Below are 19,354 nucleotides of genomic sequence, written 5' to 3'. Positions count from 1 at the left end.
TCACCCCCTAAGCTCCGCGAGGTCGTCCACCGAGGTGGAGCTGCGGGCGCGGAAGACCGCGACGATGATGCCGAGGCCCACGGCCACCTCGGCGGCGGCGAGCGCGATGACCACCAGCGCCATCACCTGCCCGTCGAGGTTGCCCGAGGTGCGGGCGAAGGCCACGAAGGCCAGGTTGGCCGCGTTCAGCATCAGCTCGATGGACATGAAGATGAGGATCGCCGTGCGCCGCGCCAGCACGCCGTAGAGGCCGATGGCGAAGAGCAGGGCGGAAAGCAGCAGGTAGTAGCTCACCGGTCCACCTCCTCGAGTTCCCGCTCCCGCTCGAGCACCTGGGGCTTCTTGCGCGCCCCGCGCACCCCGGGCTGCACCAGCACCACCGCGGCCACCGTGGCCGCGAAGAGCAGCACCGCGATGAGCAGCACGACGTAGAGCCAGGGGCCGTAGAGCAGCTGCCCCAGCGGACCCGGCAGCCCCCCGGCCAGCTTGATCTCGGCGAGCGGGTGGACCGGCCCTACGCCCGAGAAGGCGTAGGCCAGGGCCAGGAAGAAGACGGCGGCGAGCGCCGCGGCGATCGGCCGCATCCAGGGCATGCGGCCCGCGCCCACGTCGGCCTTGGCGTCGAAGAGCAGCATGATCACGAAGAGGAAGAGGACCATCACCGCGCCGGCGTAGACGATGATCTGGATCCAACCGAGGAACTGGGCCTCGAGCGCGAAGTAGACGGTGGCCAGCACCAGGAAGTTGCCCACCAGCGCCAGGCCCGCGTGCACCGCGTTCTTGAGGGTGACCGCAGCGAGCGCGCTGGCGATCAGCAGCACCCCGGCGATCAGGTCGAAGGCGCTCACTCGTACTTCACCCCCTCCAGCTCGGGCCGCACGTAGGGGACCTCGAAGCCCAGCTTCAGCGGCTTGCCGGTTACCTGGGCCTCGCGCCGCTGCGGCTTGGAGCCCACGGTGTCCACCAGCAGGTCTTCCTTGCCGTAGACGAAGTCGGAGTAGACGTAGTCGGCCAGCTCGAACTCGTTGCCCAGCACGATCGCCCCGGTGGGGCAGGCCTCCTCGCAAAGCCCGCAGAAGATGCAGCGCAGCATGTTGATCTCGTAGACCTTGGCGTAGCGCTCCCCCGCCGAAACCGGGTTTTCGGGGTCGTTCTCATCGGGCTCCACGTAGATGGCGTAGGCGGGGCAGGCCGCGGCGCAGAGGCTGCAGCCGATGCACTTCTCCAGGCCGTCCGGGTGCCGGGTGAGCACGTGCCGGCCGTGGAACCGCGGCTTCAGGGGCACCGGTGCACTCGGGTAGGGAATGGTCACCGGCTTGGAGAACAGGTGCTTGAGGGTGATCCCCATCGCCTTGGCCAATGCGAACACGCTCATACGGCTCCTCCTTTGCTGGCCACCCAGTAGGCCGTCGCCAGGAACCAGGCGAGCGCCACCGGGAAGAGCACCCCCCAGGCGAAGCGAATCATCACGTCGTACCGGGTGCGGAACCAGCTGGCCCAGATCCACATCACGATGAAGATGAAGACCAGCCACTTGACGAACAACCACAGGATCGGGACCTCCGGCAGGCCGAAGGGGGCGTGCCAACCGCCCAGGAACAGCGTCGGGATCAGGGCCGAGGCCGTGATCCAGTGCAGCAGCTCGGCCATGTAGAAGGCCACGAACTTCATGCTGTTGTACTCGGTGGAGAAGCCGCCCACCAGCTCCTGCTCGGCTTCGACGAAATCGAAAGGGGTGCGCCCCATCTCGGCGAGCGCGGCGATGAAGTAGACGACGAAGGCCGGGAACTGCCAGACGATCAGCCAGCCGTACTGGCCCTGCCAGTCCACGATGTCGCGCAGGCTGAGCGAGCCCACGACGAGCACCGGACCCAGCAGCGCGACGCCCAGCGCCAGCTCGTAGCCCACCAGCCCCGCGGCGGAGCGCATGCCGCCCATCAGGCTGTACTTCGACCCCGAGGCCCAGCCGGAGAGGAAGATGCCGTAGACGGCCAGCTCGGCGACGGCGAAGATGTAGAGGATTCCGACGTCGAGATCGGCGACCCACGGATCGAGGCCGAAGAGGCTGCCTTCGGGCCCCAGCGGGATCACCGCGAAGGCGGCGAGCGCGAAGGTGAAGGAGATGATCGGCGCCAGCCAGTAGACGAAGCGGTCGGCCTTGGCCACCGAGATGTCTTCCTTGAAGATGGCCTTGACCGCGTCGGCGATCGGCTGCAGGAGGCCCAGCGGTCCGACGCGGTTGGGACCGAGGCGGACCTGGAAGCGGGCCAGGCCGCGGCGCATGCCCCAGGTGAGGTAGGCGAAGGCGAAGAGCAGGAGCAGGATCAGGACCAGGCCCTTGATCGCGGCGATCAGGTAGATCATGAGGTTTCACCTCCCTGGGGCACCAGGGCCCGGAAGGGAAGCCGGGCCGCCGGCGTTCCCGCCGGCAGGAAGAACCAGCCCTTGGGCAGTTCGGGGTCGAAGACGAGGCGCGCCCTGAGGGCCCCCTGGGGGGTCTCCACCTCGAGCGTCGCGCCCTCGTCGAGCCCTTCGGCCAGGGCGGTTTCGGGGTGCGCGGCCAGCTCGAGCGCGCCCAGCGCCCGCTGGACCACGGCACCCAGGCGGTGGCGCGCCTTCCACATGCTCGGCCGCAGGTAGAGGTTGCCCTCCATCGGCGCCGGGCGCGGGGCCAGGCTGACGCGCGGACGCCAGAGGGTCCCGTAGGGCTCGAGCTTGTCCAGGTCGATCCGGTAGCGCTCCTGGAAGCGCCTGCGCGCCTGGTGCACGAAGCGCACCGGCGCCTGCACCCCCAGGGCGTCCGCGAAGAGGCCCAGCGCCTGCGTCAGGCCCTCGGCCTCGCCGGCGTCGACGTGGGCGGGTTCGAGCCCCACGAGCCGGCTCTCGACGTTGAGCAGGGTGCCGCGCTTCTCGTAAGGCGTCTTGGCCGGCAGCACCACGTCGGCGTAGCGCCGCAGCACGTCGCTCATGCGCGCGGCGTGGAAGACGCGGAACTCGGTCATCTCGAGCAGCTTCTGCGGGGGCGCCTCGGCGGCGATGAAGGCCGCGCGCGGCCCCTCGTGGCCTCCCGTAGGCCAGACGCCCATGGCCTCGAGCCCGCGGGCGTTGGCCGCCGGGGTCATGGCGAAGACGCCGGCGCCCTGCGACTTGGCGATCTTCTCGGCCAGCTTCGCGGCCTCGGGGTCCATCAGCACCTCGGCGCCCAGGAAGAGGACCCGCTTTTCGGCGGCCAGCCAGCGCTCCGCAGCGCGCCCCACCGCCGCCGGGTCCACGCCCGGCACCTCGGTGGGCTCGCGGCCCGCCAGCGCCGCCTCGAAGGCGGCGAGGAGGGCGACGGCGTGGCCGGGTTCGAAGACGCCCTTGGCCTCGGCCCACTCCATGACCCGCGTGGGGTGCGGCGCGAAGGCGCCCAGGAGCCGGGGGTCGGGCGGGGTGTGCTCGCGGATGGCGAGGTCGGCGATCGGGGTGCCGTGGTTGAAACGCGGCGGCATCGGCACCCCGCGCAGGCGCTTGTGGATCCAGACGTGCGCGATGGGCAGCTCCTCGGTGGGGTCGCCCACCACGAGCAGGTAGTCGGCCTCGAGCACGCTCGCGAAGGAGGCCGCCGGGAAGTTCGAAGCCGGCACCGCGGTGCGTCCCTCGAAGTCGAGGAAGCCGCTCTCCAGCTGCTTCGCGAGCTCGGCCGCGGCCAGCCCCTCCTCCAGGGTGGCGTCGCCGGGAAGCACGACGCCCACGCGTTTCCTGTCGACGCCCTCGAGTCCCTGGCGCATGGCGGCGAGCGCCTCCTCCCAGGTCGCGGGCTCGAGCGAGCCGCCTTTGCGCACCATGGGCCGGGTGATGCGGTCGGTATCGGCCCACTCGTGGCCGAAGCGCGCCGCGTCGGAGATCCAGATGTCGTTCAGCTCAGGGTTCTCACGGGCGCGGATGCGCTCGATGCGGCCGCTGCGGGCGTCGATCCAGATGAACTGGCCCGAGGCGTCGTCGGTGCTCACGCTGGGGGTCTGCTCGAACTCCCAGTTGCGGCCGCGGAAGCGCGCCACCCGGTCGAGCAGCGCCCCCACCGGGCAGATGTCGGTGATGTTGCCGCTGAAGTTGGAGGGCAGCCCCTCGTCGGCGGTGCCGATGAAGGTGTGCACCGCGCGCTCGATGAAGTCGAGCACCTGGTCGCCGGGGATCTCCTCGAAGTAGCGCACGCAGCGCTTGCAGTGGATGCAGCGCTCACGGTCGAGGATGATGAACTCGCTGAGCGGGTGGTGCTTGTCGACGTGGCGCTTGGTGAAGGCGTAGCGGGTGTAGACCGGCTCACCCTCGGGCCCGGTGTAGAACTTCTCGTCGAGCCCGTACTCGTAGGCGCGGTCCTGCAGGTCGCAGGCCCCGCCCTTGTCGCAGGTGGGGCAGTCGAGCGGGTGGTTGGCGAGCGTCAGCTCCACCATCCCCGACTGGGCGTGCCGCACCTCGTCCGACAGGGTGTCGATCACCATGCCCTCGCTGACGGCCAGCGTGCAGCTCGCCATCAGTTTGGGGAACCAGAAGATCTTGACCTCCCCCGACTCGTCGGTGATCCACTCGCCGTCCGGCCCCTTGCGCGGCGCGCCCGCACGCACCAAGCACATCCGGCAGGAGCCGGTGGGGCTCAGGTGGCGTTCGGCGCAGAAGAGGGGCACGTCGTAGCCGGCGTGGAAGATCGCGTCCATCGCCGAGGTGCCGGGGGGGACCTCGACGGTGCGGTCGTTGACCTTGACTTTCGGCATGCTCACCTCCACCTCGGCCCGGACTTCACGGCGCAGGTGCCGTGTTCGATGTGGTGCAGGAACTCGTCGCGGAAGTGCCGCAGCGCCCCGCGAATCGGCCAGACCGCGGCGTCGGCGAGCGGGCAGAAGCTGCGGCCCTCGATCTGGTCGAGCAGGTCCTCCATCGTCTTCAGGTCCTCCTGGGTCGCCTGGCCGCGCTCGAACTTCTCGAAGAGCTGCGGCAGCCAGCCCGAGACCCCTTCGCGGCAGGGGGTGCACTTGCCGCAGGACTCGTGGCCGTAGAAGCGGATCAGGTTCCACATCGCGTCCACGATGCAGACCGACTCGGGGATGAGGACCACCCCGCCCGTGCCCAGCGCCGACTTGGCGGCCACGAGCGACTCGTAGTCCATCGGCAGGTCCAGGTACTCGTCGGTGAAGGGCAGGAGCGGCGTCGAGGAACCGCCGGGGATGAAGGCCTTGATCGGCTCGGTGGGGCCGCCGGCCCAGTCGTAGATGAGCTCGCGGAAGGGGGTGCCCAGCGGCAGCTCGTAGACCCCCGGGCGGCGCGCCGGACCCGAGACCTGGAAGAGCTTCATGCCCTTCGAGCGCTCCGTGCCCATCTGCGCGAACCAGTCGGCGCCGCGCTGCAGGATGTGGACCACGCTGGCCAGCGACTCGATGTTGTTGATCGTCGTCGGCTTGCCGTAGAGGCCCGACTGGGCCGGGAAGGGCGGCTTCATCCGCGGGTTGGCGCGCAGGCCCTCGAGCGAGTTCATGAGCGCCGTCTCCTCGCCGCAGATGTAGGCCCCCGCACCCCGGTGCACGTAGAGGTCGAAGTCGAAGCCGGAACCGAAGAGGTTCTTGCCCAGGTAGCCGCGCTCGTAGGCCTCGCGGATGGCGGCGGTGAGGCGGTCGTAGGCCTTGCGGTACTCGCCGCGGATGTAGACGTAGCCCTTGGTGGCGCGGATGGCGTAGCCGCCAATGATCATGCCCTCGATCAGCTGGTGCGGGTCGTCCTCCATCAGGTAGCGGTCCTTGAAGGAGGCGGGTTCCGACTCGTCGGCGTTGGCGATCAGGTAGTGCTGCTGCCCGTCGTTGGGCATGAAGCTCCACTTCACGCCCGTAGGAAAGCCGGCGCCGCCGCGCCCGCGTAGGCCGCTCTTCTTGACCTCCTCCACCACCTCTTCGGGCTGCTTGCCGGTGAGCACCGCGCGGGCGGTCTCGTAGCCGCCGTGGCCCAGGTAGTAGTCGAGGGTCCAGCTGTTCGGCTTGCCCACGTGGGCGTAGAGGGTGGGGGTGAAGCGCGGATCGTGGCCGCTGGTAATCGGTCCTTCGCTCACGACGCACCCCCTTCCCCGTCGAGCTCGATCGTGGCCTTGCCCATCTTGTCCTCGTCGGGCAGCGTCTTGCGCACCTCGTCGAGCGGCTTGTCCTGCATCAGGCCCTCAAGCAGGGCCTCGAGCCGCGCCTTGGTGACGCGTTCGACGTAGGGTTCGTCCCCCACCTGGATCACCGGGCCGGTGTGGCAGCTGCCCAGGCACTCCACCGCCTGGAGGCTGAAGCGGCCGTCGGGGGTCACCTCGCCGGGGAGGATGCCCAGGCGCTCGGTGAGCGTGTGCCACAGCTCGTCCGCCCCCGCCAGCTTGCAGCTGAGCGTGCGGCAGACCTGGATGTGGTACTTGCCCGTGGGCAGCCCCTGGTAGTAGCTGTAGAAGCTCATCACCCCGGCCACCTCGGTGGCGGTGGTGCCCACCAGCTCGGCGATCTCCTTCATGCGCTCGAAGTCGACGTAGCCCTCGTCCTGCTGCACCCGCCGCAGGAGGGGCATGAGCGCGGAGCGCCGGCGGTCTTCGGGGTACTGCGCGAAGACCTCGGCGAGCCATTCCTGCTTGTCGTCAAAGAAGCCCATGCGTTACCTCCGTTAGCGGTCGATGCCCCCGAGCACCGGGTCGAGGGTGGCGAGGATGGCGATGAAGTCGGCGAACTGGTGCCCCTTGCTGGCGTAGGCCAGCGACTGGATGTTGACGAACTCGGGGGTGCGGATCTTGACGCGGTAGGGCATGCTGCCCCCGTCGGAGACGATGTAGTAGGCGAGCTCGCCGCGCGCCGACTCGGTGGGGACGTAGACCTCGCCCAGCGGGGGGTGGAAGCCCTCGGTGACCAGCTTGAAGTGGAAGATCAGGGCCTCCATGCTGCGGCCGAGCATCTCGCGCGGCGGCAGCGAGAGGTGCGGGTTGGGGTCGCGAATCGGACCGGGTTCCAGCCGCTCGACGGCCTGCTCGATGATCCGGTGCGACTGCCGCATCTCCTCGAGGCGCACGATCATGCGGTCGTAGACGTCGCCGCGCGTGCCCAGGGGCACGTCGAAGTCGTACTTGTCGTAGCCGCCGTAGGGGTGCGCCTTGCGCACGTCGTAGTTGACGCCGCTGGCGCGCAGGCTGCCGCCGGTCAGCCCCAGGTTGATGGCCACCTCCGGAGGAATGACCCCGATGTCGCGGGCGCGCGAGGCGAAGATCGGCGAGCCGTCGAACATCCCCTGGTAGTCGTCCACCTTGGCGAGGAAGCCCGAGAGGAACTTCTTCAGCTCGGGGACGAACTCCTCGGGCACGTCCTCCTTGAGGCCCCCCACGCGCAGGTAGTTGTGGTGGAAGCGCTGGCCGGTGACCCACTCGAAGAGGTCGAGGATGGCCTCGCGCTCGCGGAAGGCGTAGAAGAAGGGGGTCATCGCCCCCAGGTCCAGCAGCCCGGTGGCCACGAAGATCAGGTGGCTGGCGATGCGGCTGAGCTCGTTGAGGATGATGCGGATCGTCTCGGCGCGTTCGGGCACCTGCGCCCCCACCAGCTTCTCCACCGTGAGCGCGTAGGCGAGGTCGTGCGCGAAGGAGTGCACGTAGTCCATACGCGGCGTGTAGGTGAAGTTCTGGGTGTAGGTGCGGTGCTCCATCGTCTTCTCGAAGCCCGAGTGCAGGTAGCCGATGTGGGGCACCAGGTCGACGATCTCCTCGCCGGCGAGCGTGACCACGACGCGGAGCACGCCGTGGGTGGAGGGGTGCTGCGGGCCGACGTTGAGGACCATCAGCTCGCTGCGCAGCTCGCGCGGCTCTTCGCGCGGGGGAACGTCGGTGTGCGGTTTCATGCGTCCTCCCCTTCGGCGGCCTGCGCCCGCCGCACGTCTTCATAGATCTCGGCGTAGCCGCGGCGCGCGCCGCCGCGGCGCCCGGTCAGGCCCGGATCCCCGCCCTTAAGCCCCGCCCGGAACGATGCGGGGTCGATGTAGCGGCCGTCCTTGAACTGGGTGGGCGTCTCCCCCAGGGGGTAGTCCTTGCGCAAGGGGTGGCCTTCCAGGTCCTCGGGGGTCAGGATCTTGCGCAGGTCGGGGTGCCCCTCAAAGCGGATCCCCAGCAGGTCGAAGATCTCGCGTTCGAAGAAGTTGGCGCTGGCGTAGAAGGGGACGGCCGAGGGGAGCACCGGGTCGCGCTCGGGGACCCAGATTCGCGCGAAGAAGCGCGAGCCGTCGCCGTCCTTCCAACCCTTCATCGATACCAGCTCGTGCAGCACGGCGTAGCGCTCGGGCCGGGGCTCGGGGTAGGTGCTGTAGTCGATGCCGATGACGTTGGCCAGGTAGTTGAACCCCAGCTCCTGCATCGCCTGGAAGAAGTCGCCGAGGGCTTCCCGCGGAACGTCCACCCAGACGAGGCCGCGCGCTTCCTCCACGGCGTAGCCGCGCTCCGCGGCGTAGGCTTTGGCACGTTCGAGTCGCACGCTCTACCCCCTCACCCAGGCCTCGATGGGCGGCAGCTTGCGCCCGGCGTCGTCGTAGGCCTGTCCGCGGATCTTCTTCTGCAGCTGCATCACCGCGTAGATGAGCGCCTCGGGCCGCGGCGGGCAGCCGGGCACGTAGACGTCCACCGGGACCACGCTCTCGACCGACTGGACGATCGCGTAGTTGTTGAACATTCCCCCCGAAGCGGCGCAGGCGCCCATGGCGATGACCCACTTGGGGTCGCCCATCTGGTCGTAGACGCGGCGCATGACCGGGGCCATCTTCTTCGAGAGGCGGCCGGCTACGATCATCACGTCGGCCTGGCGCGGGCTGGCGCGGAAGACCTCGGAACCGAAACGGGAGAGGTCGTTGCGGGCGTTGGAGGAGGCCATCATCTCGATGGCGCAGCACGCCAACCCGAAGGTGACGGGCCAAAGCGAGTTGGAGCGGCCCCAGGCCACCAGCTTCTCGAGGGTGGTGAAGAGGATGCCCTCACGCTCGAGCTCCTGCACGTCGCGTTCGAACAGGTCTTTCAATCCCACTTCATCACCCCCTTCTTCCACTCGTAGACGAAGCCCGCGAGCACGATCAGGGTGAACGTCGTCACCGCCCAGAAGCCGGCGATGCCGAGTTTCCCGGCGTTGACGGCGTAGGGCCAGAGGAAGGCCACCTCGACGTCGAAGATGATGAAGAGCATGGCCACCACGTAAAAATGCACCGGTAATCGGTGCACTTCACCGGCCGGGTCGTTGCCCGACTCGTAGGGCATCAGCTTGGTGGGGCTGGGTTTCTTGGGCCCCAGCATCGCCCCCATCGCCAGCATGACCACACCGATCCCGGCGGCGATGCCCAGGTAGATCAGGATGTTGATGTACTCCGTCGTGGCTTGCAACGTATCCCCTCCTTTTGTGCCATCGTTCACTTGACCGGCCCTAGGGGTGAGCGAACGATGAAAAACGCAGTCTTCATAAGTTTAACCCGGTCGCCGGTGGCCCAGGAGGCCCATTCGTCCCGGTCGGTCTGCGGCCTCAGCCTAGCCCTCTCCGGGGACGGGGGCAGCTACGGGCGTCACAATTGCCTAGCGGCCGTCGCGCATGCCGCTCTCCTTCTTGGTGCGGCCGCTGCGGTGCTCGGCCTCTCCGGTCTGCGGCGCGCCCATCCAGACGAGCGCCGTGCCTTCGTGATCGAAGACCACGGAACGCACGCGTTGTTCGAGCAGCTCCGTCCGGGCCTTGCCGCGGGCCTTGCCGCGGGCCTCCTCTTCGTTTTCGGCCGCGACCACGTAGACCGACTCGACGACGGGGCCGGCACCCGAACGCAGGACGTTGGTGACGAGGTAGAGTTTCATGACCGTAGTTTAATGCGCCCCGCGCGGAGGCCGGGCTTCAGCGCCGGGCGCGCAGGACGCGGGCGATCGCGCGGATCAGCAGCCGGTGCTCCACGGCGTGCACCCGCGCCTCGAACCGCTCGAGGGTGTCGCCGGGTTCGATGGGAACCGGCTCGGCGAGGACGACGGGGCCGGCGTCGACCTCGGGCACGACGCGGTGGACCATCACCCCGCCGCTTTCGACCTCGCCGCGGCGGAAGGCCTCGTAGCTGCGGCGGATGGCGTCGGTGCCGGGGAAGGCCCCGGGCAGCGCCGGGTGCAGGTTGATCACCCGCTCGGGGAAGCGGTCGAGGAAGGCCGGGGTGAGGATGCGCATCCAGCCCGCGAGCACCACCAGGTCGGGGCGGGCCGCGGCCACGTAGCGGGCGAGCTCGGCGTCGTAGTCCGCGCGCGGAACGTTCTTCGGCTTTGGCAGGTAGAGCGCGGCCGTACGCGCCCTCTGCGCCCGCTCCAGCGCCGGGCTGGGCTTGTCGGAGACCACCAGCGCCACCCGCGCGGGCAGCTCACCCTCGGCGCAGGCGTCGAGGACGGCCTGCAGGTTCGTGCCCCGGCCGGAGGCGAGCACCACCAGCCGCGCCGGCTCAGCCATCCACGCCCTCCACGGAAACCCCTTCGCCCCGCACCACCACGCCGGCGCGCCGGCCCTCCTCCAGCACCTCGAGGGCCGCCTCCGCCGCGTCGGGATCGTAGACGAGCAGCATCCCCAGGCCCATGTTGAAAACCCGGAACATCTCGCGCGCCTCCACCCCGCCGCGGCGCCGGATCAGGTCGAAGATCGGGGGCTCGGGCCAGCGGCCGCGCTCCAGCCGCGCCCCGAGCCCCGCGGGCAGCGCCCGCGGCAGGTTGCCGTAGACGCCGCCGCCGGTGATGTGGGCGGCCGTCTTGGGCAGGAGTCCCGCGCGCTCGAGCCGCCGCCACTCCGGCAGGTAGCTGCGGTGGGGCTCGAGCAGGGCGTCCGCGACGCTCCGTCCCCCCAGGTCCTCGCGCGGCGCTTCCCAGTCCAGCTCCGCGAGCGCCCGCCGCGCCAGCGAGTAGCCGTTGGTGTGCAGCCCCGAGCTGGGCAGGGCGACCAGCACGTCGCCCGGGCGCACCCGCGCCGGGTCGGGAAGGCGGGCCCGCTCGGCGTAGCCGACGATCGTCCCCGCGAGGTCCAGCGCCCCCTCGCGGTAGACGCCGGGCATCTCCGCGGTCTCGCCGCCGAGGACGGCCAGATCCGCGGCCGCCGCGGCCTCGGCCAGCCCCGCCACCACCTCGAAGGCGACCGCGGGCTCGAGCCGGGCCGCGGCCAGGTAGTCGAGAAAGAAGAGCGGCCGCCCCCCCGCCGCGAGCAGGTCGTCGATGCCGTGGTTCACCAGATCGGCGCCGAGGCCGCGCCAGCGCCCGACCCGGGCGGCGACGAGCGTCTTGGTGCCCACGCCGTCGGTGGAGGCGAGCAGCACCGGGCGCTCCAGCTCCGCGAGCCGACCGGCGTCGAAGGCGCCCGCGAACGCCCCTACCCCCGCGATCACGCCGGGGTGCCGCACCGGGGCGAGCGCCTCCTTGATGCGCCGGGTGGTTTCCTCGGCGGCGTCCAGGTTTACCCCTGCGTCCTCGTACCTCACCCCACCACCTCCGTGCCGATGTCGCGCCGGTAGTGCATGCCCTCGAAGTGCACCCGCCGCACCGCGGCGTAAGCGCGCGTGCGCGCCTGTTCGGGCGTGTCCGCCCGGCCCACGACGGCCAGCACCCGGCCGCCGGCGGTGACCACGCGCCCGCCCGCGCGCTCGGTGCCGGCGTGGAAGACGTGCACCCCGGGCAGGGCCTCCGCCTGCTCGAGCCCTTCGACGGGCAGGCCCTTGGGGTAGGCCCCGGGGTAGCCGGGCGCGGCCAGCACCACGGCCAGCGCCGCCCCCGCGGACCGCAGCGGCGCGGCGTCGGGCCGCCCCTCCACCGCGTCCATGAGCAGGCGGTAGAGGTCGCTTTGCAAGAGCGGCAGCACCGCCTGGGTCTCGGGGTCGCCGAAGCGGGCGTTGAACTCGAGCACCTTCGGGCCGGCGGGGGTGAGCTTGAGCCCGGCGTAGAGCACCCCCAGGTAGGGCGCGCCCCGGGCGGCCAGCGCCGCCAGCGTGGGGGCGATCACCGTGCGCCCCACCTCCTCGAGCAGCCCCGGGGGCAGCGCCACCGGCGCGAGCGCCCCCATGCCCCCGGTATTGGGCCCCAGGCCGCCTTCGTAGATCCGTTTGTAGTCGCGCGCCGGGGGCAGGAGGACGAAGCGCTCGCCCGCGGCCACCGCGAAGACCGAGAGCTCGGGGCCCTCGAGGTAGGCCTCGATCACCACCCGGCGGCCCGCCGCGCCGAACCGCCCCGCAAACAGGCCCTGCACGAAGGCGCGGGCCTCCTCGTAGTCGTCGGTGACGAGCACGCCCTTGCCCGCGGCCAGCCCGCTGGCCTTGACGACCCAGGGCGCGGGCGTCGCCTCCAGGTGCGCCAGCGCCGCCTCCGCGCGGTCGAAGGCGCGCCAGCTCGCTGTGGGCACCCCCGCCTCGTCCATCAGCGCCTTGGCGAAGGCCTTGGAGGCCTCGATGCGCGCCGCCTCGCGCCGGGGCCCGAAGACCGCCAGCCCCGCCTCCGCGAAGCGGTCGACCAGCCCGGCCGCGAGCGGAGCCTCCGGCCCCACCACGGTGAGCGCCACCCCGCGCCGCGCGGCGAACGCCGTCAGCCCCTCCAGGTCGTCTGCGGCCAGGGGCACCCGCTCCATCTCGGCGCGGCCGTCCCCTGCGGGCCCGACCGTGCCGGCGTTGCCGGGGGCCACGTAGACCCGCGTCACCTCGGGGCTCCCGGCCAGCGCCCAGGCGAGCGCGTGCTCGCGCCCGCCGCCGCCCACCACCAGCACCTCGGCCATCCTTACCCCTCCCCTACCAGCGCGTCCTCCTCGGGGGCCGCGGGTTCCACCGCGAGCGGGTACCGTCCGCTGAAGCACGCGTCGCACAGGCCCGTGCGCGTCCCCACCGCCCGCAGCATCCCGGCGTGGCTCAGGTAGGCGAGGCTGTCGGCGCCGACGTGCGCGCGGATCGCCTCGAGCTCGAGCCGGTGGGCGATGAGCTCGTCGTGGGTCGCCATGTCGAGGCCCATGAAGCAGGGATGGCGCACCGGCGGCGAGGCCACCCGCAGGTGCACCTCACGCGCCCCCGCCTCGCGCAGGAGCCGCACCAGCGGCCCCGCGGTGTTGCCGCGAACGATCGAGTCGTCTACGAGCACCACCCGCCGGTCCGCGAGCACGCTGGCGAGCGGGGTGTACTTGAGCCGCACCCCGGTCTTGCGCAGCGCGTCGTCGGGCTCGATGAAAGTGCGGCCGATGTAGCGGTTCTTGATCAGCCCCTCGGCGAAGGGCAGCCCCGCGGCCTCGGCGTAGCCGAGCGCGTGGGCCGTGGCCGAGTCGGGCACCCCCACGACGACGTCGGCGTCCGCGGGGGCCTCGCGCGCCAGCTCGGCCCCGAGCCGCCGGCGCACCGCGTGCACCTCGCGCCCCGCGAGCACGGTGTCGGGACGCGCGAAGTAGACGTACTCGAAGACGCAGAGCGCCCGCGGACGGCCGGCGGCCACCTCGTGGACGCGGTAGCCCTCGCGGTCGATGCGCACGACGCTTCCGGGCTCCACCTCGAAGGCGGGGCGGGCCCCCATCGTAGCGAGGGCGCTCGACTCCGAGGCCGCCGCCCAGCCCCCGCCCTCGAGCTCGCCCACCACCAGCGGGCGGAAGCCCCAGGGGTCGCGCAGCGCGTAGATGGCCTCGCGGGTGAGCAGCACCAGCGCGTAGGCCCCCTCGGCCCGCGCCATCAGCCGGCCGATGCGGGCGATCCAGGGATCCTCCGACCCCTCCGCGGGCAGGGCGAGCAGGCGCAGGATCACCTCGGTGTCGCTGCCGCTGGAGAAGCCGATCCCCGCCTCGAGCAGCTCGCGGCGCAGCGCCCGGGCGTTGGTGAGGTTTCCGTTGTGGGCCACGGCCAGCGGCCCCAGCACCGTCTCGACGAGGTGGGGCTGGGCGTTGCGCAGCTGCGTGGCCCCGGTCGTCGAGTAGCGGTTGTGCCCGATCGCCAGCTCACCGGCGAGCGGGCGCAGGTTGTCTTCGTCGAAGACCTGGGCCACCCGCCCCAGGCCCTTGTGGATGTAGGCCGCGCGCCCGTCGGAACTGGCGATGCCCGCCGCCTCCTGGCCGCGGTGCTGCAGGGCGAAGAGGCCGAAGAAGACGGGCCGCGCCGCCTGCCGTCCGGGCGTGACCGCCCCGGCGACGCCGCACGCCTCGTGCATCCCGCCCAGCCTCACTCCGCCGCACCTCCGCCCAGGGCGGCGTCGGCCCGCTCGAGCTTCTCCCGCTGCGCCGCCTGGTACGACCGCACCGCCTCCGCGAGGCCGGGTTCGGCCAGGGCCAGGATCTTGACCGCGGCCAGCGCAGCGTTCTCGGGATCGAGGACGACGAGCGGCGCCACCCCCGAGGGCATGCGCAGCGACGAGGCCAGGTCGTAGGGCGCCCAGGGTCCGCCGCCCAGCGGCGGACAGGCGATCACGGGGGCGGCCACCTGGGCGTCGGCGAGCCCCGAGAGGGCGTTGGAGCGGCCCGCGATCGTCAGGTAGACGCGCGCGCCGCCGCGGCGTTCGTGTTCGGCGAGCACCTCGAGGAGCCGCGCCGGCGTCTTGTGGGCCGAGGCCACGTGCAGGGACCAGGGCACCCCCAGGCGGTCCAGCAGCGCGGTGGCCCGGCCGGCGTGCTCGGCGTCGGAGGCCGAACCCATGAGGACGATTACGCGCCCCTTAGCCACGAGCCACCCCCAGTTCGGCCAGCGCCCGTTCGACGTTCTCCTGGATGCGCGGCCCGGCCGGCTGGGCCCCGGGTTCGAAGCGGGCGCCGGTGAGCCGCTCGAAGACGCTCACGTAGAGCTCCGCGAGCTCGCGCGCCAGCTCGGGCGCGAGCGGCGGCGGCTCGCCCTCGCCGCGGAAGCCGCGGGCGGCGTACCACAGGCGCAGGTGCTCCTTGTCGTAGTGGACGATCTCCCCGCGCTCGTAGGCGGCGAGGTCCCAGTAACGGCTCGAGTCGGGGGTGTGCACCTCGTCGATCAGCACCAGCTCCCCGTCCGCGAGCCCGAACTCGTACTTGGTGTCGACCAGCACGAGGCCGCCCCGCCGGGCCACCTCCTGGCCGCGCGCAAAGAGCGCCAGGGCCACCTCCTGCACCCGCTCCCAGAGGGCGGGCTCGACCAGGCCGCGCTCGGTCACCTCGGCGGCGGTGAGCCGCTCGTCGTGCTCCCCCGGAGCCGCTTTGGTGGTCGGGGTGATGATCGGCTCGGGCAGCGGGTCGTTCTTGGCCAGCCCCTCGGGCAGCGGCACCCCGTAGGGGGCGCGTTCGCCCTGCTCGTAGAGGTACCACAGCGAGGTGGTCGTGCTGCCGGTGATGTAGCCGCGCACGATCACCTCGACGGGCAGGGGTTCGGCCTCGCGCGCGATCGTCACGTTCGGGTCGGGAACGCTGACGACGTGGTTCGCCACCAGGTCCCGGGTGGCCTCGAACCACCAGGCGGAGAGCTGGTTGAGCACCTGCCCGCGGAAGGGCACCGCCCCCAGCACCCGGTCGAAGGCCGAGATGCGGTCGGTGGCCACGAGCACCCGCAGGTCCCCGGCGCGGTACATGTCGCGCACCTTGCCCGCCTCCCGCGGCCCCAGGCCCTCGAGCCGGGCCTCGAGCAGCGGCTGCTTCCAGGCTTCGTTCCATTCCTCTTCGCTGAACATGCTTCCCTCCCTCATGCGTGTTCCACCAGGCGCCGGAAGAGCGCGAGGCCGTCGAAGCCGCGCTCGCCTCGATGCGAGCGCGGGTGCTGCCAGGGAAAGACGTGGTCTTCGGGGTGGGGCATCAACCCCAGGACATTGCCCGCAGGGTTGCAAAGCCCCGCGACGTGGCCCGCCGAGCCGTTGGGGTCGGCGGGGTAGCCGGGCTCGCCGCCGCCCGGCAGGGCGTAGCGCAGCGCCACCTGACCCGCGGCCTCGAGCCGCGCGAGCACCTTCGCGTCCCGCACGGCCAGCCGGCCCTCGCCGTGGGCCACGGGGACGTAGAGCGGCGCGGAAAGCCCCGCCACGAAGGGGCAGGCGGCCCCCGGCTCGGGCTCGAGCCAGACCCAGCGGGTCTCGAAACGGCCGCTGGCGTTGGGCGCCAGCGTGACCGCGGGCGGCCCCGCCCAGCCCGGCAGGAAGCCGGCCTTCACCAGCGCCTGGAAGCCGTTGCAGATGCCCAGGACCGGTTTGCCGGAGGCGACGAAGGCGTCCACGGCCTCGCCGAAGCGGTCCCGCAGCTCCAGCGCCCAGACCTTGCCCGCCCCCAGGTCGTCGCCATAGGAGAAGCCGCCCGGGAGCAGCAGCAGATCGAAAGCCGCGAGGTCCGCGGGCTCGAGCTCGCTCAGGAGCACCCGCTCCGGCCGCGCCCCCGCGCGCTCCAGGGCGATCCGGGCGTCGCCGTCGCGGTTGGTTCCGGGGGCGAAGAGAACGGCCGCCCGCGGCCGGGCGCGGCGCACCGCCGCCGCGGCGTAGGGCTCGGGCGCGGGACGGATGGGGCGCGGGTCGGGGGCGAGCTCGCCGCGCCAGGCCCGCTCCAGCTCCTCGAGCGGCCAGCGCCAGCCGCCCAGGCGCAGCTCCGGCTCGGGCGTCACCCGGCCCAGCCGGGCGGCGGGCAGGCCCTCGAAGAGAGCGGCGAACGCCGCTTCGTGCTCCGCGTCCACCTCGACCAGGAAGCGCGAGGGCGACTCGGAGAAGAGCAGCTCGGCCTCGCCCAGCGGCTCGATCACCGGCGCGCGCGCCGGATCGAGGTCCAACCCCAGCCGTCCGGCGATCGCCATCTCCGCGGCGGCCAGCGCCAGACCGCCTTCGCTGAGGTCGTGCACGGCCCGCACCCAGCCCGAGCGGATGGCCCGGTGGAGGGCGCGCATCCAGTCCGGCGCGCGCTCGTCGAAGACGGGCAGGCCGCCGGCGGTCTCGGGCAGGCCCGCCAGCGCCCCCGCGTGGCTCCCCGCGAGCGCCCGGCCGGTCGCGCCCACCAGCCAGACGGGGTCGCCGGGCCGCTTGAGGTCGAGGCTCTGCGCCTCGCTCGCCCGCGCGAGCCGCCCCAGGCCCGAGACCACCAGGGTGCCGGGGATGGCGTGGCGCACCCCGCGGCGGTCGGTGTATTCGTTGTTGAGGCTGTCCTTCCCGGAAACGAAGGGGGTGCCGTAACGCAGCGCCGCGTCGTAGAGCCCCTGGGCCGCGCGCACCAGGCTTCCCAGGCGGTCGGGCAGGTCCGGATCGCCCCAGGAAAAGTTGTCGAGCACGGCGATGCGGTCGGGGTCGGCCCCCACGGCGACCAGGTTGCGCACCGCCTCGTCGAGGGCCATGAAGGCCATCAGGTAGGGGTCCACCGGGTAGAGACCGGTCGCGAGCCCCACGGCCAGCGCGGCCGCGGGAGGATCGGCGCCCTGCACCTCCTGGGGCACCAGCACGGCCGCGTCTGCGGGGCCGTGATCGGCCGCGCCCACGAGCGGCCCCTCGGCGGTGCCCCCCTGGACCAGGTGGTCGTAGCGGCGCAGCAGCGGTTCGCGGCTTTTCAGGTTCGGGTGCGCCAGCAGCGCGGGCAGCAGTTCCGGCCCCGGCTCGAAACGGGCGCGCGCCAGCCGCGGCGGCCGCCACTCGGCGCGGCGCTCCCGCCGGGGCCAGCCGCCGTGGACGAAGTCCATGGCCAGGTCGGCCACCGCCCGCCCGCCCGCCTCGACGACGAGGCGGCCGCTCGCTTCGAAGCGGCCGATGCGCACCGCCTCCACCCGGTAGCGCCGGGCCAGCTCGGCCAGGCGCTCCCAGCGGTCCGGGGGCACGGCCAGCACCATGCGCTCCTGGGCCTCGCTGAGCCAGATCTCCCAGGGCTCGAGCCCCGGGTACTTCAGCGGCACCCGCTCGAGCTCGACCCGGACCCCCAGCGCCGCGCCCATCTCGCCCACCGCCGAGGAGAGGCCGCCCGCCCCGCAGTCGGTGATCGCGTGGTAGAGGCCTTCGTCGCGCGCCGCCAGCACCAGGTCGGCCACCTTCTTCTCCTGGATGGGGTCGCCGATCTGCACGCTCGCGCCCGCGACCTCGTGGGTGGTGGCGTCCATGGTGGCGCTCGAGAAGGTGGCCCCGCCGATGCCGTCGCGGCCGGTGCGGCCGCCGACGAGGACCACCCAGTCGCCCGCGCGCGGTTCGGTGGGGTGGCTCCCGCTGGGGAGGACACCCAGGCAGCCCGCGTAGACGAGGGGGTTGGCCGTGTAGCCGGGGTGGAACCAGACCGCGCCGCTCACCGTGGGCACGCCCATCTTGTTGCCGTAGTCCTCGATGCCGTGGGTCACGCCCTCGTAGACGCGCCGGGGGTGGAGCGCCCCCTCTGGCAGGTCCTCCGCCGGCAGGTCCAGCGGCCCGAAGCAGAGCACGTCGGTGACGGCGAGGGGCCGCGCGCTCACCCCCAGCACGTCGCGGATCACCCCGCCCACGCCGGTGCCGGCGCCCCCGAAGGGCTCGAGCGCCGAAGGGTGGTTGTGGGTCTCCACCTTGAAGGCCAGGTCGTAGCCCTCGGCGAAGGCCACGAGGCCGGCGTTGTCCTCGATCGCCGAACGCACCCAGGGGCGGTCGAGCCGGTCGGTCGCCCCCTTGATGTAGGTGCGGAGCAGGCCGTCGATGCGCCGGGTCTCCGCGCCGCTCCGGCTTCCGGGGGGCGGCCCGGTGTAGACGATCGGCGAGCGGAAGGTCTTGTGGGCACAGTGCTCGCTCCAGCTCTGGGCCAGGGTCTCGAGCTCCACGTCGGTAGGCTCGCGCCCCTCGCGCACGAAGTAGGCCTGGATCTGCTTCATCTCGCTCACGTCGAGCGCCAGCCGGCGCGCGCGCGAGAGCGCCGCGAGGCCGGCCTCGTCGAGGTTGCGCAGCGGCAGCCGGCGCGCCTCCATGCGCGCGGGTTCGGCCTCCACGAAACCCGGCCGCGCCGGCGCGGCCACGCTCCAGTGCTCGACGACCGGGTTGGCCAGCGTCCGCGGCGCCAGCTCCGCGAGCCGCGCGGGGTCCAGCCCCTGCACGTAGTAACGCCGGCCCGTGGCCGCCCGCACCCCCGTCAGGCCGCGGGCGGCCAGCACCGCGAGCAGCGTCTCGGCCTCGGCGTCGGTGACCCCCGGGTGGAGGGTCACGTCCACGTAGGTCCAGCCGGGCTCCAGCTCCGGCGGCGCTCCCGCCGGCGCCACCCGCCAGCGCTCGCTCACCGCGTCGGCCAGCACCTCGCGGGCCAGCGCCTCCACCTGCGCGCGGTCCAGCCCCTGCAGGTAAAACAAGCGCGCGCGCCGTACGGCGCGCGCGCCCAGTTCGCGGGCCCGCAGCTCCGCGTCCGCCCCTCCGCGCACCCCCGTCACCTCGACGACGAAGGTCGCCTGCAACTCCTCCCCCTGTGAACGGTTCAATGCGTCACCCTCA

The 19,354-nt window shown here is 72.2% G+C and carries 19 protein-coding genes; all 19 read right to left on the bottom strand.

Annotated elements, in window-relative coordinates; genetic code table 11:
- The 19 genes from nuoK to purQ all read right to left on the bottom strand — a co-directional run bounded on the left by nuoK (nt 1) and on the right by purQ (nt 19,341).
- Nucleotides 1-294 carry an NADH-quinone oxidoreductase subunit NuoK gene (gene nuoK / locus OCEPR_RS03540; RefSeq protein WP_013457331.1) on the bottom strand — a complete coding sequence of 98 codons (294 nt, stop codon included), beginning with the start codon at nt 292-294 and terminating at the stop codon, nt 1-3.
- Nucleotides 291-848: an NADH-quinone oxidoreductase subunit J family protein gene (locus OCEPR_RS03535; protein ID WP_013457330.1), complete on the bottom strand. Its 558-nt coding sequence runs from the start codon at nt 846-848 to the stop codon at nt 291-293. Before OCEPR_RS03535 ends, nuoK begins: the two co-directional genes overlap by 4 nt.
- Entirely contained in the window at nt 845-1,375 is a 531-nt protein-coding gene (nuoI, locus tag OCEPR_RS03530) for an NADH-quinone oxidoreductase subunit NuoI (RefSeq protein ID WP_013457329.1), read from the bottom strand. The genes OCEPR_RS03535 and nuoI overlap by 4 nt, the downstream gene beginning before the upstream one ends.
- Nucleotides 1,372-2,364, bottom strand: coding sequence for a complex I subunit 1/NuoH family protein (locus tag OCEPR_RS03525; RefSeq protein WP_013457328.1), 993 nt, complete (start codon nt 2,362-2,364; stop codon nt 1,372-1,374). The genes nuoI and OCEPR_RS03525 overlap by 4 nt, the downstream gene beginning before the upstream one ends.
- The gene (locus OCEPR_RS03520) at nt 2,361-4,751 is read right to left on the bottom strand and encodes a molybdopterin-dependent oxidoreductase (RefSeq protein ID WP_013457327.1); all 2,391 of its coding nucleotides are present in this window, start codon (nt 4,749-4,751) and stop codon (nt 2,361-2,363) included. The genes OCEPR_RS03525 and OCEPR_RS03520 overlap by 4 nt, the downstream gene beginning before the upstream one ends.
- Before the next feature lie 2 nt (nt 4,752-4,753).
- Nucleotides 4,754-6,073 (bottom strand): NADH-quinone oxidoreductase subunit NuoF, encoded by a 1,320-nt coding sequence (gene nuoF, locus OCEPR_RS03515; protein ID WP_013457326.1) that lies wholly within the window; start codon nt 6,071-6,073, stop codon nt 4,754-4,756.
- Nucleotides 6,070-6,642, bottom strand: coding sequence for an NADH-quinone oxidoreductase subunit NuoE family protein (locus OCEPR_RS03510; RefSeq protein WP_013457325.1), 573 nt, complete (start codon nt 6,640-6,642; stop codon nt 6,070-6,072). Before OCEPR_RS03510 ends, nuoF begins: the two co-directional genes overlap by 4 nt.
- Nucleotides 6,643-6,654: 12 nt before the next feature.
- Entirely contained in the window at nt 6,655-7,869 is a 1,215-nt protein-coding gene (gene nuoD / locus OCEPR_RS03505; RefSeq protein WP_013457324.1) for an NADH dehydrogenase (quinone) subunit D, read from the bottom strand.
- The gene (locus OCEPR_RS03500; RefSeq protein WP_013457323.1) at nt 7,866-8,495 is read right to left on the bottom strand and encodes an NADH-quinone oxidoreductase subunit C; all 630 of its coding nucleotides are present in this window, start codon (nt 8,493-8,495) and stop codon (nt 7,866-7,868) included. Before OCEPR_RS03500 ends, nuoD begins: the two co-directional genes overlap by 4 nt.
- Nucleotides 8,496-8,498: 3 nt before the next feature.
- Nucleotides 8,499-9,038 (bottom strand): NuoB/complex I 20 kDa subunit family protein, encoded by a 540-nt coding sequence (locus OCEPR_RS03495; protein WP_013457322.1) that lies wholly within the window; start codon nt 9,036-9,038, stop codon nt 8,499-8,501.
- Nucleotides 9,029-9,388 (bottom strand): NADH-quinone oxidoreductase subunit A, encoded by a 360-nt coding sequence (locus OCEPR_RS03490; RefSeq protein ID WP_013457321.1) that lies wholly within the window; start codon nt 9,386-9,388, stop codon nt 9,029-9,031. The genes OCEPR_RS03495 and OCEPR_RS03490 overlap by 10 nt, the downstream gene beginning before the upstream one ends.
- 186 nt (nt 9,389-9,574) lie before the next feature.
- A complete protein-coding gene (locus tag OCEPR_RS03485) occupies nt 9,575-9,844 on the bottom strand; it encodes a hypothetical protein (RefSeq protein WP_013457320.1) in 270 nt (89 codons plus the stop codon).
- A 37-nt stretch (nt 9,845-9,881) separates the two neighbouring features.
- Complete coding sequence (gene purN / locus OCEPR_RS03480; protein WP_013457319.1) at nt 9,882-10,472, bottom strand: phosphoribosylglycinamide formyltransferase; 591 nt, start codon at nt 10,470-10,472, stop codon at nt 9,882-9,884.
- Nucleotides 10,465-11,484: a phosphoribosylformylglycinamidine cyclo-ligase gene (purM, locus tag OCEPR_RS03475; protein WP_013457318.1), complete on the bottom strand. Its 1,020-nt coding sequence runs from the start codon at nt 11,482-11,484 to the stop codon at nt 10,465-10,467. Before purM ends, purN begins: the two co-directional genes overlap by 8 nt.
- Nucleotides 11,481-12,764 (bottom strand): phosphoribosylamine--glycine ligase, encoded by a 1,284-nt coding sequence (gene purD / locus OCEPR_RS03470; protein ID WP_013457317.1) that lies wholly within the window; start codon nt 12,762-12,764, stop codon nt 11,481-11,483. Before purD ends, purM begins: the two co-directional genes overlap by 4 nt.
- Nucleotides 12,765-12,766: 2 nt before the next feature.
- Nucleotides 12,767-14,182, bottom strand: coding sequence for an amidophosphoribosyltransferase (purF, locus tag OCEPR_RS03465; RefSeq protein WP_013457316.1), 1,416 nt, complete (start codon nt 14,180-14,182; stop codon nt 12,767-12,769).
- Nucleotides 14,179-14,676 (bottom strand): AIR carboxylase family protein, encoded by a 498-nt coding sequence (locus OCEPR_RS03460; protein WP_013457315.1) that lies wholly within the window; start codon nt 14,674-14,676, stop codon nt 14,179-14,181. Before OCEPR_RS03460 ends, purF begins: the two co-directional genes overlap by 4 nt.
- Entirely contained in the window at nt 14,669-15,640 is a 972-nt protein-coding gene (locus tag OCEPR_RS03455; protein ID WP_013457314.1) for a phosphoribosylaminoimidazolesuccinocarboxamide synthase, read from the bottom strand. The genes OCEPR_RS03460 and OCEPR_RS03455 overlap by 8 nt, the downstream gene beginning before the upstream one ends.
- Before the next feature lie 11 nt (nt 15,641-15,651).
- Nucleotides 15,652-19,341, bottom strand: a complete 3,690-nt coding sequence (gene purQ, locus OCEPR_RS03450) for a phosphoribosylformylglycinamidine synthase I (protein WP_013457313.1) — start codon at nt 19,339-19,341, stop codon at nt 15,652-15,654.
- Nucleotides 19,342-19,354 lie beyond the last annotated feature (13 nt).

Origin of the sequence: Oceanithermus profundus DSM 14977 (assembly GCF_000183745.1) — a bacterium.
GTDB classification, from domain to species: domain Bacteria; phylum Deinococcota; class Deinococci; order Deinococcales; family Marinithermaceae; genus Oceanithermus; species Oceanithermus profundus.
This window is presented reverse-complemented; position numbering and strand designations above follow the sequence as displayed.

Excerpts from the sequence above, each read along its gene's own strand:
- nuoI (WP_013457329.1), bottom strand. The coding sequence starts at position 1,375 with ATGAGCGTGTTCGCATTGGCCAAGGCGATGGGGATCACCCTCAAGCAC.
- OCEPR_RS03525 (WP_013457328.1), bottom strand. The coding sequence starts at position 2,364 with ATGATCTACCTGATCGCCGCGATCAAGGGCCTGGTCCTGATCCTGCTC.
- OCEPR_RS03520 (WP_013457327.1), bottom strand. The coding sequence starts at position 4,751 with ATGCCGAAAGTCAAGGTCAACGACCGCACCGTCGAGGTCCCCCCCGGC.
- OCEPR_RS03510 (WP_013457325.1), bottom strand. The coding sequence starts at position 6,642 with ATGGGCTTCTTTGACGACAAGCAGGAATGGCTCGCCGAGGTCTTCGCG.
- nuoD (WP_013457324.1), bottom strand. The coding sequence starts at position 7,869 with ATGAAACCGCACACCGACGTTCCCCCGCGCGAAGAGCCGCGCGAGCTG.
- OCEPR_RS03485 (WP_013457320.1), bottom strand. The coding sequence starts at position 9,844 with ATGAAACTCTACCTCGTCACCAACGTCCTGCGTTCGGGTGCCGGCCCC.
- purN (WP_013457319.1), bottom strand. The coding sequence starts at position 10,472 with ATGGCTGAGCCGGCGCGGCTGGTGGTGCTCGCCTCCGGCCGGGGCACG.
- purD (WP_013457317.1), bottom strand. The coding sequence starts at position 12,764 with ATGGCCGAGGTGCTGGTGGTGGGCGGCGGCGGGCGCGAGCACGCGCTC.
- OCEPR_RS03455 (WP_013457314.1), bottom strand. The coding sequence starts at position 15,640 with ATGTTCAGCGAAGAGGAATGGAACGAAGCCTGGAAGCAGCCGCTGCTC.